Source organism: Bradyrhizobium sp. URHC0002, assembly GCF_054059515.1.
Genome location: NZ_JBSSCF010000001.1, coordinates 2,437,011 through 2,450,026, shown reverse-complemented (window position 1 = coordinate 2,450,026; position 13,016 = coordinate 2,437,011). Strand labels below are relative to the sequence as shown.

At 62.9% G+C, this 13,016-nt stretch carries 14 protein-coding genes; 6 read left to right on the top strand and 8 right to left on the bottom strand.

The features are described from left to right. Positions 1 to 5: 5 nt before the first annotated feature. Positions 6 to 1,220 carry an NAD(P)/FAD-dependent oxidoreductase gene (locus ACVWVY_RS11670; protein WP_456626508.1) on the bottom strand — a complete coding sequence of 405 codons (1,215 nt, stop codon included), beginning with the start codon at positions 1,218 to 1,220 and terminating at the stop codon, positions 6 to 8. Between the two features lie 340 nt (positions 1,221 to 1,560). On the opposite strand from ACVWVY_RS11670, the gene ACVWVY_RS11665 reads away from it, so the two are divergent. After that, a complete protein-coding gene (locus ACVWVY_RS11665; RefSeq protein ID WP_456626507.1) occupies positions 1,561 to 2,391 on the top strand; it encodes a metallophosphoesterase family protein in 831 nt (276 codons plus the stop codon). Between the two features lie 90 nt (positions 2,392 to 2,481). Here the strand turns inward: ACVWVY_RS11665 and ACVWVY_RS11660 are convergent, their stop codons facing one another. The 3 genes from ACVWVY_RS11660 to ACVWVY_RS11650 all read right to left on the bottom strand — a co-directional run bounded on the left by ACVWVY_RS11660 (position 2,482) and on the right by ACVWVY_RS11650 (position 3,772). Beyond that, positions 2,482 to 2,742 (bottom strand): hypothetical protein, encoded by a 261-nt coding sequence (locus ACVWVY_RS11660; protein ID WP_456626506.1) that lies wholly within the window; start codon positions 2,740 to 2,742, stop codon positions 2,482 to 2,484. A 91-nt stretch (positions 2,743 to 2,833) separates the two neighbouring features. Then, positions 2,834 to 3,319: a Crp/Fnr family transcriptional regulator gene (locus ACVWVY_RS11655; RefSeq protein ID WP_456626505.1), complete on the bottom strand. Its 486-nt coding sequence runs from the start codon at positions 3,317 to 3,319 to the stop codon at positions 2,834 to 2,836. A gap of 135 nt (positions 3,320 to 3,454) precedes the next feature. Continuing rightward, positions 3,455 to 3,772, bottom strand: coding sequence for an ArsR/SmtB family transcription factor (locus tag ACVWVY_RS11650; protein ID WP_456626504.1), 318 nt, complete (start codon positions 3,770 to 3,772; stop codon positions 3,455 to 3,457). A 57-nt stretch (positions 3,773 to 3,829) separates the two neighbouring features. Between ACVWVY_RS11650 and ACVWVY_RS11645 the strand changes: the two genes are divergently transcribed. The 3 genes from ACVWVY_RS11645 (at position 3,830) to ACVWVY_RS11635 (ending at position 7,775) form a co-directional block, all read left to right on the top strand. Beyond that, complete coding sequence (locus ACVWVY_RS11645; RefSeq protein ID WP_456626503.1) at positions 3,830 to 4,786, top strand: threonine/serine dehydratase; 957 nt, start codon at positions 3,830 to 3,832, stop codon at positions 4,784 to 4,786. Positions 4,787 to 4,999: 213 nt separating this feature from the next. Then, positions 5,000 to 6,025, top strand: a complete 1,026-nt coding sequence (locus tag ACVWVY_RS11640) for a Fe(3+) ABC transporter substrate-binding protein (RefSeq protein WP_456626502.1) — start codon at positions 5,000 to 5,002, stop codon at positions 6,023 to 6,025. Positions 6,026 to 6,128: 103 nt separating this feature from the next. Further along, the gene (locus ACVWVY_RS11635) at positions 6,129 to 7,775 is read left to right on the top strand and encodes an ABC transporter permease (protein ID WP_456626501.1); all 1,647 of its coding nucleotides are present in this window, start codon (positions 6,129 to 6,131) and stop codon (positions 7,773 to 7,775) included. 163 nt (positions 7,776 to 7,938) lie between these two features. On the opposite strand, the gene ACVWVY_RS11630 is transcribed toward ACVWVY_RS11635, so the two are convergent. Further along, a complete protein-coding gene (locus tag ACVWVY_RS11630) occupies positions 7,939 to 8,835 on the bottom strand; it encodes a LysR family transcriptional regulator (protein ID WP_456632176.1) in 897 nt (298 codons plus the stop codon). A 134-nt stretch (positions 8,836 to 8,969) separates the two neighbouring features. Here ACVWVY_RS11630 and styA point away from each other — a divergent pair, with 134 nt between their 5' ends. Together styA and styB are read left to right on the top strand one after the other, a co-directional pair. Next, positions 8,970 to 10,220 carry a styrene monooxygenase subunit StyA gene (styA, locus tag ACVWVY_RS11625; RefSeq protein ID WP_456626500.1) on the top strand — a complete coding sequence of 417 codons (1,251 nt, stop codon included), beginning with the start codon at positions 8,970 to 8,972 and terminating at the stop codon, positions 10,218 to 10,220. 10 nt (positions 10,221 to 10,230) lie between these two features. Further along, a complete protein-coding gene (gene styB / locus ACVWVY_RS11620) occupies positions 10,231 to 10,713 on the top strand; it encodes a styrene monooxygenase NADH-dependent flavin reductase subunit StyB (RefSeq protein ID WP_456626499.1) in 483 nt (160 codons plus the stop codon). Positions 10,714 to 10,731: 18 nt separating this feature from the next. On the opposite strand, the gene ACVWVY_RS11615 is transcribed toward styB, so the two are convergent. The 3 genes from ACVWVY_RS11615 to ACVWVY_RS11605 all read right to left on the bottom strand — a co-directional run bounded on the left by ACVWVY_RS11615 (position 10,732) and on the right by ACVWVY_RS11605 (position 12,832). Continuing rightward, positions 10,732 to 11,385, bottom strand: coding sequence for a GNAT family N-acetyltransferase (locus ACVWVY_RS11615; RefSeq protein WP_456626498.1), 654 nt, complete (start codon positions 11,383 to 11,385; stop codon positions 10,732 to 10,734). 4 nt (positions 11,386 to 11,389) lie between these two features. Then, positions 11,390 to 12,040, bottom strand: coding sequence for a 3-oxoacid CoA-transferase subunit B (locus ACVWVY_RS11610; protein WP_456626497.1), 651 nt, complete (start codon positions 12,038 to 12,040; stop codon positions 11,390 to 11,392). A gap of 84 nt (positions 12,041 to 12,124) precedes the next feature. Continuing rightward, entirely contained in the window at positions 12,125 to 12,832 is a 708-nt protein-coding gene (locus ACVWVY_RS11605) for a CoA transferase subunit A (RefSeq protein ID WP_456626496.1), read from the bottom strand. Between the last annotated feature and the right edge of the window lie 184 nt (positions 12,833 to 13,016).

The following is a 13,016-nucleotide window of genomic DNA, read 5'->3' as shown; positions in this document are numbered from 1 at the left end:
AGAACTTAGACCGCACCATAGAACTGCCGATATTGCCAAGCGGCTTCCCTCTGTAATTGGGGTTCAGACCACGACTGGTCCTTGAAGCGCATGACAGACATAGGCGAGAGGTCGACGGCCGGCTTGCCATCGATAATCCAAGTTGCGAGTGCCTCTCCGATGGTTGGCGAGATTGAGAGACCGGCGACGTTGCACCCGCTTGCAAAATAGAAACCCGTAGCGCCGGAGGCCGGGCCAAGGATATGGTGGCCGTCGGCGGTCATTGTCGGAATGCCACCGCGAAATTCTCGCACTTTTGCCGTTTGCAGGACTGGAAGTTGATCTTTGACTTCAAGGGCGGCTGAACGAAGCACTTCGATGTCTAGTGGCATGTCCTTGATATCGAAACTGGCTTGGAGCGACTGCATGTCGAAAAATCGCGGCGTTTCTTCGTAGACACCCCAAAGCAAACCGCCTTGGCAAGGCCGCGTGTACACGGCGGCATCCATGATCCGAACCATCGGTAGATCAGCACGCGCGCCATCCAAAGGCTCGGTGACGATGAGTTGCTGCCGGGTTGGCACCAATGGCACGGAAATCCCACTTGCCTCCGCGACCTGTCGCGTCCATGCACCAGCCGCATCAACCACGATCGGCCCTTCAATGACGCCTTTCGCGGTGGTTACGCCGGTCACCTTGCCGGCAATGATATTCACGGTGAGCACGTCCGTCTTCGGCAGTACGGTTGCGCCCTGAGCCGCCGCTGCTCTGGCGAAGCCGGTGGCAACCTGCGCTGGGTCGAAATACCTGTCATCACCGATCCTCATCGCCGCTACGACGCCCGTCGGCTTTAAAAATGGATTGAGGCGACTTGCCTGCTGCGGAGAAATCGGCTCGACATCGAGGCCCAAACGGCGCCCACGCTCAAGGTCGGCCTTGATCACCTCCGCGTCCTGCGCCCGGCGCGCGATCTTCAGGCTGCCAGAATGCACCCAATCGAGAGGCTGCCCCGTTTCTTCGGTGAACGCTTCAATTTTGCGACAAGCGTCCTTGATGAGGCCTATCATCAAGTCGCTCTTGCGGGCGCAGCTCACCATGCCCGCAGCGCGGGGCGAGGTTTGCGATCCAATATCGTGCTTGTCTATCAGAACGACGTTGAGACCGCGTTTGCTCAAGTAGTATGCTGTGGCAGCGCCGAGGCCGCCGGAGCCAATAACAATAGTATCGGCCTTGCTAATCATGGGGCGTGCCCTCGAAATAAGTTAGCGGCGACCGAAGCAAACCTATCACTGGCGGGCGGTAGCCGACTATTCTCTTTCTCTGGACGACAGCCGCAACGAGGGGGCCGCCTTGTGGCACTTAGCGTCGTTTCGCTGCAATGCGGAATTTGGTCGGCTATCGGCGCATGTCGGACATCGAGTAGTCATCAAGCTCGATTTCTGGGGACGCGCCCTGGTCCTACCAGCCCGGCAATGGGTCCCGTTTGAAGTCACGACCGGCACAATTCTTGCTCGAATCCAATCTGCCTGAATGCATCCGCCTGGATCGCCTGTTTCCCGGGCATTTTTGGATTTGATTATTATGCGCTGCCTCGTCGTTGCCGATTTGCATTATTCATTGCCGCAGTTCGACTGGCTGCTGGCGGCAGCTCCCGAATTCGACGTCGTCATTTTTGCCGGTGACGCGCTCGACATCGGATCGTTCGTCGATTTCCGCGCGCAGATTCTGGTGGTGAAAAAATACCTGTCGCTGCTGTCGGGCATGACGCGGGTCATTCTCTGCTCAGGCAATCACGACCTCGACGAACGCAGCGCGGAAGGCGAAAAGATCGCGCGCTGGGTCGGCGACATCAGAGAACTCGGCATCGCCTGCGACGGCGACGACGTCACCATCGGCGATGTCAGCTTCACGGTATGTCCGTGGTGGGACGGACCGCTGGTCAAGGGCCGCATCGAAGCCCAGCTTCGCGACGCAGCGATCGCGCGGGCGCAACGCTGGATCTGGGTGCATCATGCGCCGCCGGCGAATTCGCCGACGAGTTGGGGCGGCAAGCGGTTCTTCGGCGACGTCGAACTGGTGCAATGGATCGCGCAGTACCAGCCGTCGATGGTGATCTCGGGCCACGTGCATCAGTCGCCCTTCATCCCCGACGGCTCGTGGTTCGACCGGATCGGCACGACCTGGGTGTTCAACACCGGCCTGCAGCACGGCCGGCCGCCGGTCTATCTCGTGCTCGACCTCGATGAGGACGCCGCGTTCTGGCTGTCAGCCGGCGAAGCGCAACGCATCGACCTGCGCGCGCCGTTGCTGCGGCCCGCAGCTGACATCGAGAACCCGCCGCCCTGGCTCATATCCCTGGGTCGGATTGCCGATCCGAATTCGTATCGTTCGGAGAGCCGAGGTGATGGCTGATGACGATAACATCCGCGTAGAAATGGCCGGCGGGGCGGGTCAGTGGTTTTTTCGAACCAATAAACCCACCCCTGTACCCGCGCCGTCACTTCATTCCTTGCAGGTCTTGTCAGCCGCCAAAGCTGTCTGCGCCGACGCCATTGTCGGATGTGCCATGCCGATGACCTTCATGCTGCCGCCCGCGGCAGGCTGCGCATTGACGACGTGACATTTCATCGTCGCGGTATCCTGGGCCACGTAGAACGAGGAAGCACCTGATGGTGGCGCCTGACCGGTCGTTTTGTCCTGCTGCGCGAATGCAGGTGCAGTGAATGCGAGGATAGCAACCGTCGCAAAAAGAAATTTCGTCATGATCTCTACCTCCCGGTTTAGAGACAGCGAGCAGGATCGCGAAGGTTTCATGCTGGCCTCATCACCGCGCCCCTCGGTCTCATGTATGAAATCATACCCGCGGGTCGGATTGCCGATCCGAGCCTGGCGAGACCTGCGTCGGCGGCAGGTTGATCATGCTCTGCAGGAGTTCGCCGACCATCGAGAGATGGTTACCCTGACCGGCATATTGATGCATCAGGTCGGCCAGATAGGTGTTGGCGACGTTGAGGCGTTGCGCCAGCAAGCGCGCGATCAATAGCGCCACCGCCGGCTGGTCGCGCAGGAACGCCGCCGCGTCGTCGAACTCGTAGACGACGGAATCGGCGGCGGCCCGCACGGTCGCGGTATGGGGTTGGTCGAGCAGCACCGACATTTCGCCCAGCATCGCCCCCGGTTCGGTCAGAACGGCAACGACGCTATCGCCCTTGATGACTTCCAGCCGTCCTTCGAGCAGCACGAACAGATGTCCGGTCTTGCTGCCCTCATGCAGCACGAGCGCGCCCGCCGGCACGGCCCGCTGAATTCCTCCGGTGCAATAATCCAGAACAGCCCGCATCAGCTTCATCTCCGTGTCGGCCAAGACTAGGCACTCTGGATGCCAAGGTCGAACGGATAACATGCGCTTCGCTGCTCAAAATGTCGGCACGGAAAATCCGGCGCCGGCGCGCGCCGACGCGGCTTCGAACGAACATCAGATCTTTTCGAGCATTGCCGCTTTCAGCTTCGCGATGCGCGCTTCATCGCGCTTGTAGAACGTCCACTGCTTGACGCGCTTGGCGCTCACCAATCCGGCCTGCGACAATATCTTCAGATGCTCGCTTACGGTGGGCTGGCTGACGCCGAGCTTCTCGGCAATCAACACCCCGCAAACCCCGTCCTTGACAAGGTCGCCGTCGACCTGCGGGCGAAAATGCGCCCGGGGACGTTTCAGCCATTCCAGAATCAACAGCCGCCGACCGCTGGCGAGCGCGCGAAAAGCAGACTCGACGTCATCCTCGAAAGAAGCCATATTGCTAATTAGCTAAGTAACTAATTCATGTCAATGAAGCTTCGGGAGTGCGTTGCAATGGTTGCGTCAGCGGATGCCGTACCGTCGGAAATGATCGCCCAATGCGAGCGGCTCATCCGGCCCTTTATCCGGCAGACGCCGGTGCTTGAGGTCGATGGCGCCGAGTTCGGCCTTCCCGGCCATCCCCTTACGCTCAAGCTCGAGCTTCTTCAGCATTCGGGCTCGTTCAAGGCGCGCGGCGCATTCGCCAATTTGCTGACCCGCGACGTCCCGCGGGCCGGCGTGGTGGCGGCGTCCGGAGGCAACCACGGCGCGGCCGTCGCCTATGCGGCGATGAAGCTCGGCAAGCCTGCCAAGATCTTCGTGCCGAGCGTCTCTTCGCCGGCGAAGGTGCAGCGCATCAGGGATTACGGCGCCGACCTCACGATCGAGGGTGACCGCTATGCCGATGCGCTTCTGGCCAGCGAGGCATGGGCGCAGCAAACCGGCGCATTGCCGGTGCCGGCCTTCGATCAGAAGGAAACCATCATGGGACAAGGAACGCTCGGCCTCGAGCTCGCCGACCAGGCGCCGGATATCGATACGCTGCTGGTGTCGGTCGGCGGCGGCGGGCTGATCGCAGGACTTGCCGCCTGGTACGCCGGCCGTATCAAGGTGATCGGGGTCGAGCCGCTTGCTTCGCCCACGCTGACCAAAGCCTTTGAAGCCGGCCATCCGGTCGATGCAGAGGCCGGCGGTCTGGCGGCGGATTCGCTGGCGCCGCGGCGCGTCGGTGAACAAGTCTTTCCGATCGTCCAGAAATACGCACCGCGGACGGTGCTGGTATCCGACGCCGCGATCGCCGACGCACAGGCGGCGCTGTGGCGCGCCTTGCGCATCGTGGCAGAACCGGGTGGCGCAGCCGCATTCGCGGCGATCCTGTCGGGCGCGTACAGGCCCGGTGCGGGCGAGCGCGTGGCGGTTATCATCAGCGGCGGCAACACTGCCGCCGTCAATTTCGACCTCACCTATTGACCGCTGATCGGCCGCGCGATCGCGGCGAAACCTGCCTCACACCCTGACTTCGGCGGCTGAAGCTGTCGTGGGCCAGCACACTTTGGAATCACTCTAAATCAGAGCGCTGGAATCGCTCTAAATCGAGGCATTCGCGACATCAGGTCGCTGACGGCGCGATAGCCACTGCGCTACTGAAACCGGCATCTCCATCACTTTTGCCGGGCAGCTTTCATGATGAACTTTCGCGCCACCGCCGCAACCGCAGCGTTGCTTTGTTTCACCGCGTTCGGAGCCTCGCCGGCGTCCGCCGACGGCGAGGTCAACGTCTACACCTATCGCGAAACCAAGCTGATCCAGCCGCTGTTCGACGCCTTTACCAAGGACACCGGCGTCAAGGTCAACGTTGTTTCGGCAAGCTCAGGCCTCGAGCAGCGCATGAAGGCGGAAGGCGCCAGCAGCCCGGCCGACGTGCTCCTGACGGTCGATCTCGGCCGTCTCGACGACGCCGTGCAGGCCGGCGTTACCCAGCCGATCAAGTCGGTGGTGATCGACGAGATCGTGCCGGCGCAGTACCGCGATCCGGACGGCCAGTGGGCCGGCATCTCGATGCGCGCGCGCGTGATCTACGCCTCGAAGGACCGCGTCAAGCAGGACAAGATCACCTATGAGGAGCTCGCCGACCCCAAGTGGAAGGGCAAGATCTGCATCCGTTCCGGCCAGCACATCTATAATAACGGCCTGTTCGCTGCCTATACGGCCAAGCACGGCGAGGCCAAGGCCGAGGAATGGCTGAAGGGCGTGAAAGCCAATCTGGCGCAGAAGCCCTCCGGTGGCGATCGCGAAGCCGCGCGCGACGTGGCCGCTGGCAAGTGCGACATCGGCATCGGCAACACCTATTACTGGGCGCTGATGATGAACAATGACCCCGAGAAGAAGCCGTGGGCGGAAGCCACCAAGGTGATCCTGCCGACGTTCGAGGGCGGCGGCACCCACGTCAATCTCTCCGGCGTACTGCTGGCGAAGCACGCCCCCAACAAGGCCAACGGCATCAAGCTGATCGAGTGGCTCGCCGGCGAGAAGGCGCAGCAGATCTACGCTGACTCCAACTACGAATACCCGATTCGATCAGGCGTCGCCGTCAACCCGACGATTGCGGGCTACGGCAAGCTCACCGCCGATCCGACGCCGATCGCCAAGATCGTCGCCAATCGCAAGGCAGCCTCGACGCTGGTGGACAAGGTCGGGTTCGATAATTGATCGCACCAAGTCGCGACAGCATTTCCGCCAACATGCCCTCTCCCTCCCCGGGAGAGGGCATAATACTGCATGGGCTTACGGCTTGTTGCCGATGTGAGCCGGCGTGACCCGGACCACGCGCTCGGGGCGGATCGCCGCGTCGATCGCGGTCGCGACCGCCATTCTTGTCGCCGCTCCCGTCATCTCCATCATCGCGCTGGCGATGCAGCCGGCGCCTGATGTCTGGCAGACCCTCATCAAGTACGTGCTGCCGCGGAGCCTTCTCGACACCGCGCTGCTGCTGATCGGCGTCGGCGCCCTGTCGCTTGCGATCGGCACCGGCGCGGCGTGGATGATCTCGCTGCATGAATTTCGCGGCCGGCAAATGCTGCTGTGGCTGCTGCCGCTGCCGCTCGCGATCCCGACCTATCTCGCGGCTTACGTTTATGTCGATTTGTTCGAGCCGCTAGGCCTGGCCCACAAGACGCTCGCACTTTGGCTGCCGCTGCAGGACGCGGTGCGCGTGCTTCCCAATTTGCGTTCGCTGCCCGGCGCCATCATCGTGATCGCGCTGGTGCTCTATCCTTACGTCTATCTTTCGGCGCGCACGATGTTTCAGTTCCAGAGCGCGGAGTTCGCCGAGGCCGCGAAGACGCTCGGCGCCGGCCGCTGGACCACCTTCTGGCGCATCTCGCTGCCGATGGCGCGTCCCGCGCTGGCGGTCGGCACGGCGCTGGTGTCGCTGGAAACGCTGAACGACATCGGCGCCAGCGAATATCTCGGCGTCCGCACCCTCACGGTCTCGGTGTTCACGACCTGGCTCAACCGCGGTAGCCTTGCCGGCGCCGCGCAACTGTCCTGCTTCATGCTGGCGATCGTGGCCGGGCTCATCGCAATTGAACGCTACGGACGGCGCAATGTCACGACGGAGTTTTCCGCCGAAAGCCCGCGGCTGACGCAGCGGACGACGCTTGCCGGCATCAAGGGTGGCTTGGCATTCGCGGCCTGCCTGCTGCCGGCCTGTCTGGGATTTCTGGTGCCGCTATTGTATCTCGCGCATCAGAGTTTCAAGCGCGGGCTGTTTGCGAATTTCGACACGGCGTTGTGGCGCGACGCCTTCAACTCGATAGCGTTCGCGAGCCTTGCCACGCTGACCGCACTGCTGCTGGGATTTGCGACCATTCTGGCCTGGCGCTGGCGACCGAACCGGCTGCGCTTCGTTGCGATGAACATCGCGCAACTGGGTTACACGCTGCCCGGACTGGTGCTGGCGCTCGGGCTGCTGGCGCCGCTGCTCGCCATCGACAACGCGCTGAACGCGCTCGCCGCATCGCTCGGACGATCGCTGCCGGGATTGATCCTGATCGGCTCGGGTGCGGCCGTTGTCATCGCCTATGTGATCCGTTTTCTGGCGGTGCCGACCGGATTCATCAAGGCAGGGTTTGAGCGGATTCCGCGCGATTACGACGACAGCGCGCGTGCGGTCGGCGCTCGCCCCGCCACCATGATGCGGCTGATCCATCTGCCGCTGCTGCGCCCCGCCATGCTCGGCGCCGTCATCGTGGTGTTCGTGGATTGCCTGAAAGAGTTGCCGGCAACGCTGTTGCTGCGGCCGCTCAACGTCGACACGCTGGCGACCTCGATCTACCAATACGCCAGCCGCGGCAGCTTTGAGGAAGGTGCGCTGGCAGCGCTTCTGATCGTCGCCGCCAGCATCGGCCCGGTGGCGTGGCTGACGCGGTTTTCGGACATTCCGAGCGGGCCGGCATAGGCGATGCCGTGGCGGGCCGTAGGGTGGGCAGAGGAGCGTCAGCGACGTGCCCACCATCTATCGTCAATCGCGCTGCGAAATGGTGGGCACGCTGCGCTTTGCCCACCCTACGGGACTGCGCCCGTGCGCAATTGCGCACTAGGCAGGGACGACGAAAAATGGCTCACGGCGTAGAGAACTGCCCTGCACGCTTGATCAACAGGTCCAGGAAGCTGCGTGCCCGCAGCGACATCCAATGCGTCTCGGGATAAACTGCGTGCAGCGGTAGCGCGGCGATCGAAAAATCCGGCAGCAGGTCCTGCAACTGGCCGCTGCGAATGCCGGCGACGGCGCTCCATTCCGGCAGGATGGCGATGCCGAGATGGTGCATCACCGCCTGCTCCATCGCGTCGGCATCGTCGACCAGCAGCGGCCCGCCGATCGAAGCGACGTGGCGACCGTGTTCGGATTCGAATATCCAGTCGTTGGCGGCGGCCAGGCGCGAATAGACGATGCATTGGTGCGCGTTGAGGTCTTCGGGTGCGCGCGGCACCGCACGTCCCTGCAGATAGGTCGGCGTCGCGACCAGATAGCGCCGCACCGTGCCAAGCCGCCGGGCGACAAGCGTGCTCGACTCGAGTTGCCCGATCCGCAGCGCCAGCTCGATCCCCTCCTCCACGAGATTGACGAAGCGCTCGCTGAAGCGGATGTCGAGGCGAACCCCCTGATAGGTTCGGACATATTCAGCAATGACGGGCATCAAATAGCGCCGGCCGAAAGATGACGGCAGACTGACCCGCAGCGTGCCGCTCGGCCGCAGCGCGCTTTCCTCGACGTTGGCCCGCGCAAGATCGAAATTTCCAAGAATCTGGCGGGCCAGATCGTAGATGCGGTGGCCCTCGGGCGTGGGCTTGAGCTTGCGCGTGGTGCGAAAGAACAATTGCGTGCCGAATTCGCTTTCGAGCAATGCGATCCGCTTGCTCACGGCCGGCTGGCCGATGCCGAGTTCGTTGGCGGCAACCGAGAAGCTTCCGCCCTCCAGCGAGCGGACAAAGGCTCGCAAACAGTCGATCCGGTCCATCCGATATTCCCAGTAGGAATAGATCATATCCTATCCATTCCATTTTTCTTCGGCAAGTTCGTCGCTAGGCTGCAGCCAACAACGGGAGACCAGCTCCCGAACGACCAATCGAACAAACCTTTGGGGAGGCGGACATGAGACGGCGCATCGGGATCGTCGGGGCCGGCATCGCCGGCTTGCACCTGGCCCTGTATCTTCAGAAACACGGGGTCGACGCCACGCTGATCACCGACCGCGCGCCGGACGATTATCGCGGCATTCGTCTATTGAACACGGTCGCGCACCACCATGTGACGATCGCGCGCGAAGACTATCTCGGCGTCAATCACTGGAACGACCCGAAGCATCACTATTACTATCACGATCATTTTTTCAATTTCCCGCAGCCGATCAGCTTCCGCGGTTACTTCTCGCGGCCGAGCCGCGCCGTCGACTACCGGATCTATCTTCCGGTGCTGATGAAGGATTTTGCCGATCGCGGCGGCAGGGTCGAATACCGTCGCATCGAGGAAAGCGATATCGCGCCGCTGGTCGGCCGGTTCGACCTCCTCGTTGTTTCCAGCGGCAAGGGCCCGCTCGGCCAGCTCTTCGCTTACCGGCCGGAGCATTCGCCCTATTCGCAGCCGCAGCGGCGCCTCTGCGTCGGCCTCTATACCGGCGTTCGCGAGCCGGACCCGATGAACGTGACGCTTTCGGTTTCGCCGGGCCATGGCGAAATGATCGTGATCCCCACCATCACCTTCGGCGGTATCGCCAGCGCGCTTCTGATGGAGAACGTGCCGGGCGGCGACATGGAGGAGCTGGCGACACTGAGCTACGAAGCAAACCCGAAGCACTTCCTGCGCGTCGTGCTGGAAAAACTCGAGAAGCATCATCCGACCACCTATGACCGCATCGACACCGCGCGGTTCGATCTCGCGCAGCCGCTCGATCTGCTGCAGGGCGGGGTGGTGCCGACGGTTCGCAACACGGTGGTGGAATTCGACGGCGGCAAATGCGCCATCGCGCTCGGCGACGTCCATTCGGTCGTCGATCCGATGATGGGACAGGGCGCCAACGTCGCTTCCTACGCCGCCTTCGTGCTCGGCGAGGAGATCGTCAACGCCGATGTGCTCGATGCGCGCTTTTGCGAAAAGGTCGACCTGAAGCGGCAGGACCGCGTGCTGGCGGCCGCACGCTGGACCAACATCATGCTGCAGCCGCCTTCGGAGGCGCTCGGCATGCTGATCGGAACGATGAGCCAGAATCAGGCGCTCGCCGACGAGTTCACCGAGAACTTCAACTATCCGGACCACCAATGGGACCGCGTCGCGTCGGCCGAGCGCATCCAGGCCTGGATCGAGAGCAAGACGGCGCCTGCGGCACCCAGGCGGGCCACGGCGTGAGGGGCACGAGATGCAGCGCGCCAACCCGCTCGCCTTCCGTCACGCAGCGTCGCGCTTTGCAACGGGGGTCGCGGTACTGACCGCGCTCGATTCCCGCGGCGAGGTCTGCGGCATGACGGCCAACAGCTTTGTCACCATCAGCCTTTTGCCGCCCACCGTGCTGGTCTCGGTCAAATCAGGCAGGATGCATGAGGCGATGTCGGTGAGCCGGCGCTACGGCGTCAACGTGCTGCCGGAACAGGCCAAGGCGCTGTCGCGACATTTCGCGGGCCGGCCGTGCCAGGCACCTCCCGATTACGAAATCGTGGAAGGCCTGCCGCGGCTGTCGAACTGCGTGGCGTTTTTCGCCTGCGAGGTGATGCGGACGATCGACGTCAGCGACCACACGCTGTTCATCGCCGAAGTATCGGAGTGCGATTACTGCGACAGTCTCCCGCTGGTGTTCTTTTCCAGCCGCTACCATCTGGGCCCGGGGAAACCCCTCGACCACTAGTGGCCGCAATGGCGGCTGCTAGATCGCGCGCGTGAAGCGGCGGAAGCCCGGCGAACCCGTCAGCGCTTCGAACGCCGGATCGCGCTTCTCTTCAGCGAAGGTGAAGCCCGCCTTGGAATAAGATCGCTCGGCGGCCTCATTGCCGATCAGAAACGAGATCGACGCCCGCTTGAAGCCCGCAACCCTGCCGGCTTCCAGCGCGTGTTCGATAAGTGCCTGCACCAGCCCTCGCCCGCGATATTCCGGCAGCGTGGCGACATGCTCGATCAGCCAGTCGCCCTCGCCGCCCTGCACCCAGCAATTCGCCGCATAGGCGCCGCGCCGGAAGATCGCCGCCGGCTCCGACGGGTCGAGCCCGGCTTCATCGGCCGCGGCTTCGATCGCCGCCCGCACGGCCGCGCGCGTGCCGGAAGCAGGCAACGCACACAGCGAAGCCGCCGGCTTGCCTTCGACTTCAGCGATGATGAATTGCGAGACGTGCCACCAGGATGGCGTTGGCGCGACAGCGATCCGTTCGACAAACGCCAGGCATTGCGGCTCGTCCCAGCCGAGCGCGATGTCGAACCAGCCGCGCGGCAGCGGGCCGCGCTGCGAGGCCAGGATATTGCGGGCAATGAAGCTTGCGTCGTCAGTGCGCGCGGGACGGATCGCAGGTAGCGACCGCCCCGCCATTGCGTCAGGCGTTCTTCAGCGCGACGCGGAACTCGGCTTCGGTCTTCGCCTTCACCTCGTCCAGCGTGACGCCGTCGGCGAGTTCGATCAACGCCATGCCGTCCTTGCCGTACTTGTCGATGGTGAAGACGGCAAGATCCGTCACCACCATGTCGACCACGCGCTCGCCGGTCAGCGGCAGATTGCACGTCTTCAAAAGCTTCGGGCCGTCCTTGGCGGAATGCTCCATGACGACGACGACGCGCTTGACGCCGGCGACGAGGTCCATCGCGCCGCCCATGCCCTTCACCATCTTGCCGGGGATCATCCAGTTGGCGAGGTCGCCGTTCTGCGCCACCTGCATCGCGCCGAGGATCGACAGATCGATATGGCCGCCGCGCACCATGCCGAAGGAATCGGCCGAGGAGAAATAGCTGGTGTCAGGCAGTTCGCTGACCGTCTGCTTGCCGGCGTTGATGAGGTCGGCGTCTTCCTCGCCCTCGTAAGGAAACGGTCCCATGCCGAGCATGCCGTTCTCGCTCTGCAGGCTGACGTCGATACCGTCGGGGATAAAGTTCGAGACCAGCGTCGGAATGCCGATGCCGAGATTGACGTAATAGCCGTCGCGCAACTCTTTCGCGGCACGAGCGGCCATCTGTTCACGGGTCCAGGCCATGAGGCTCTCCTACGGTCTATTGTTTGCGCATGCTCTTGTCGGAAAACCGGTGCCCACTTTTCCGGATCATGCGCTGAGTTGAGATTAAGCGGCGGGGCGCGGGCGGGTGTTGCGGAATTCGATCCGCTTCTTAGCCGTACCCACTTCGATGATGCGTTGGACGAAAATGCCGGGCGTATGGATGTGGTCGGGATCGAGTTCGCCGGCCGGCACCAGTTGTTCGACCTCGGCTACGGTGATCTTCGCAGCGGTGGCCATCATCGGGTTAAAGTTGCGCGCGGTCTTGCGGTAGATCAGGTTACCGGCGGTGTCGCCCTTCCAGGCGTGGACGATCGCGAGGTCGGCGAACAGGCCGCGTTCCATGATGTATTTCTCGCCGTCGAATTCCTTCACTTCCTTGCCTTCGGCGATCAGCGTGCCGACGCCGGTCTTGGTGTAGAAGGCCGGGATACCGGCGCCGCCCGAGCGGATGCGCTCGGCCAGCGTGCCCTGCGGATTGAACTCGAGTTCCAGCTCGCCGGCGAGGTATTGCTGCGCGAACAGCTTGTTCTCGCCGACATAGGAAGAGATCATCTTCCTGATCTGCCGCGTCTCCAGCAGCCTGGAGAGGCCGATGCCGTCGACGCCCGCATTGTTGGAGACGACCGTCAAACCCTTGACGCCGGAATCGCGGATCGCATCCGACAGGGTTTCGGCAATACCGCACAGACCGAAGCCGCCCGACATGATCATCATGCCGTCCTTGAGAACGCCATCGAGTGCCGATTTGGCGTCGGGGTAAACCTTTTTCATGGAGAATTGACCTGATGGAGGGAGCGGCTGGAGGCCGACATTATCCGGATTATTAGGCGAATTCTTCGCGGTGCGTCAATGACGCGGGGATTATGCCGCCGAACCGCCCACCGGGCGCCACCTCGGCCTTGAAAGCGTCAAGAAAACCCTTCAAGTTGCGTGGGTTGGCACGGGCTTGACCGTT

Coding starts and splice junctions, on each gene's coding strand:
- ACVWVY_RS11670 (WP_456626508.1), bottom strand. CDS start 1,220: ATGATTAGCAAGGCCGATACTATTGTTATTGGCTCCGGCGGCCTCGGC.
- ACVWVY_RS11615 (WP_456626498.1), bottom strand. CDS start 11,385: ATGGCGGGGCGGTCGCTACCTGCGATCCGTCCCGCGCGCACTGACGAC.
- ACVWVY_RS11660 (WP_456626506.1), bottom strand. CDS start 2,742: ATGACGAAATTTCTTTTTGCGACGGTTGCTATCCTCGCATTCACTGCA.
- ACVWVY_RS11665 (WP_456626507.1), top strand. CDS start 1,561: ATGCGCTGCCTCGTCGTTGCCGATTTGCATTATTCATTGCCGCAGTTC.
- ACVWVY_RS11650 (WP_456626504.1), bottom strand. CDS start 3,772: ATGGCTTCTTTCGAGGATGACGTCGAGTCTGCTTTTCGCGCGCTCGCC.
- ACVWVY_RS11630 (WP_456632176.1), bottom strand. CDS start 8,835: ATGGACCGGATCGACTGTTTGCGAGCCTTTGTCCGCTCGCTGGAGGGC.
- ACVWVY_RS11655 (WP_456626505.1), bottom strand. CDS start 3,319: ATGCGGGCTGTTCTGGATTATTGCACCGGAGGAATTCAGCGGGCCGTG.
- ACVWVY_RS11610 (WP_456626497.1), bottom strand. CDS start 12,040: ATGGCCTGGACCCGTGAACAGATGGCCGCTCGTGCCGCGAAAGAGTTG.
- ACVWVY_RS11605 (WP_456626496.1), bottom strand. CDS start 12,832: ATGAAAAAGGTTTACCCCGACGCCAAATCGGCACTCGATGGCGTTCTC.
- ACVWVY_RS11640 (WP_456626502.1), top strand. CDS start 5,000: ATGATGAACTTTCGCGCCACCGCCGCAACCGCAGCGTTGCTTTGTTTC.
- ACVWVY_RS11645 (WP_456626503.1), top strand. CDS start 3,830: ATGGTTGCGTCAGCGGATGCCGTACCGTCGGAAATGATCGCCCAATGC.
- styA (WP_456626500.1), top strand. CDS start 8,970: ATGAGACGGCGCATCGGGATCGTCGGGGCCGGCATCGCCGGCTTGCAC.
- styB (WP_456626499.1), top strand. CDS start 10,231: ATGCAGCGCGCCAACCCGCTCGCCTTCCGTCACGCAGCGTCGCGCTTT.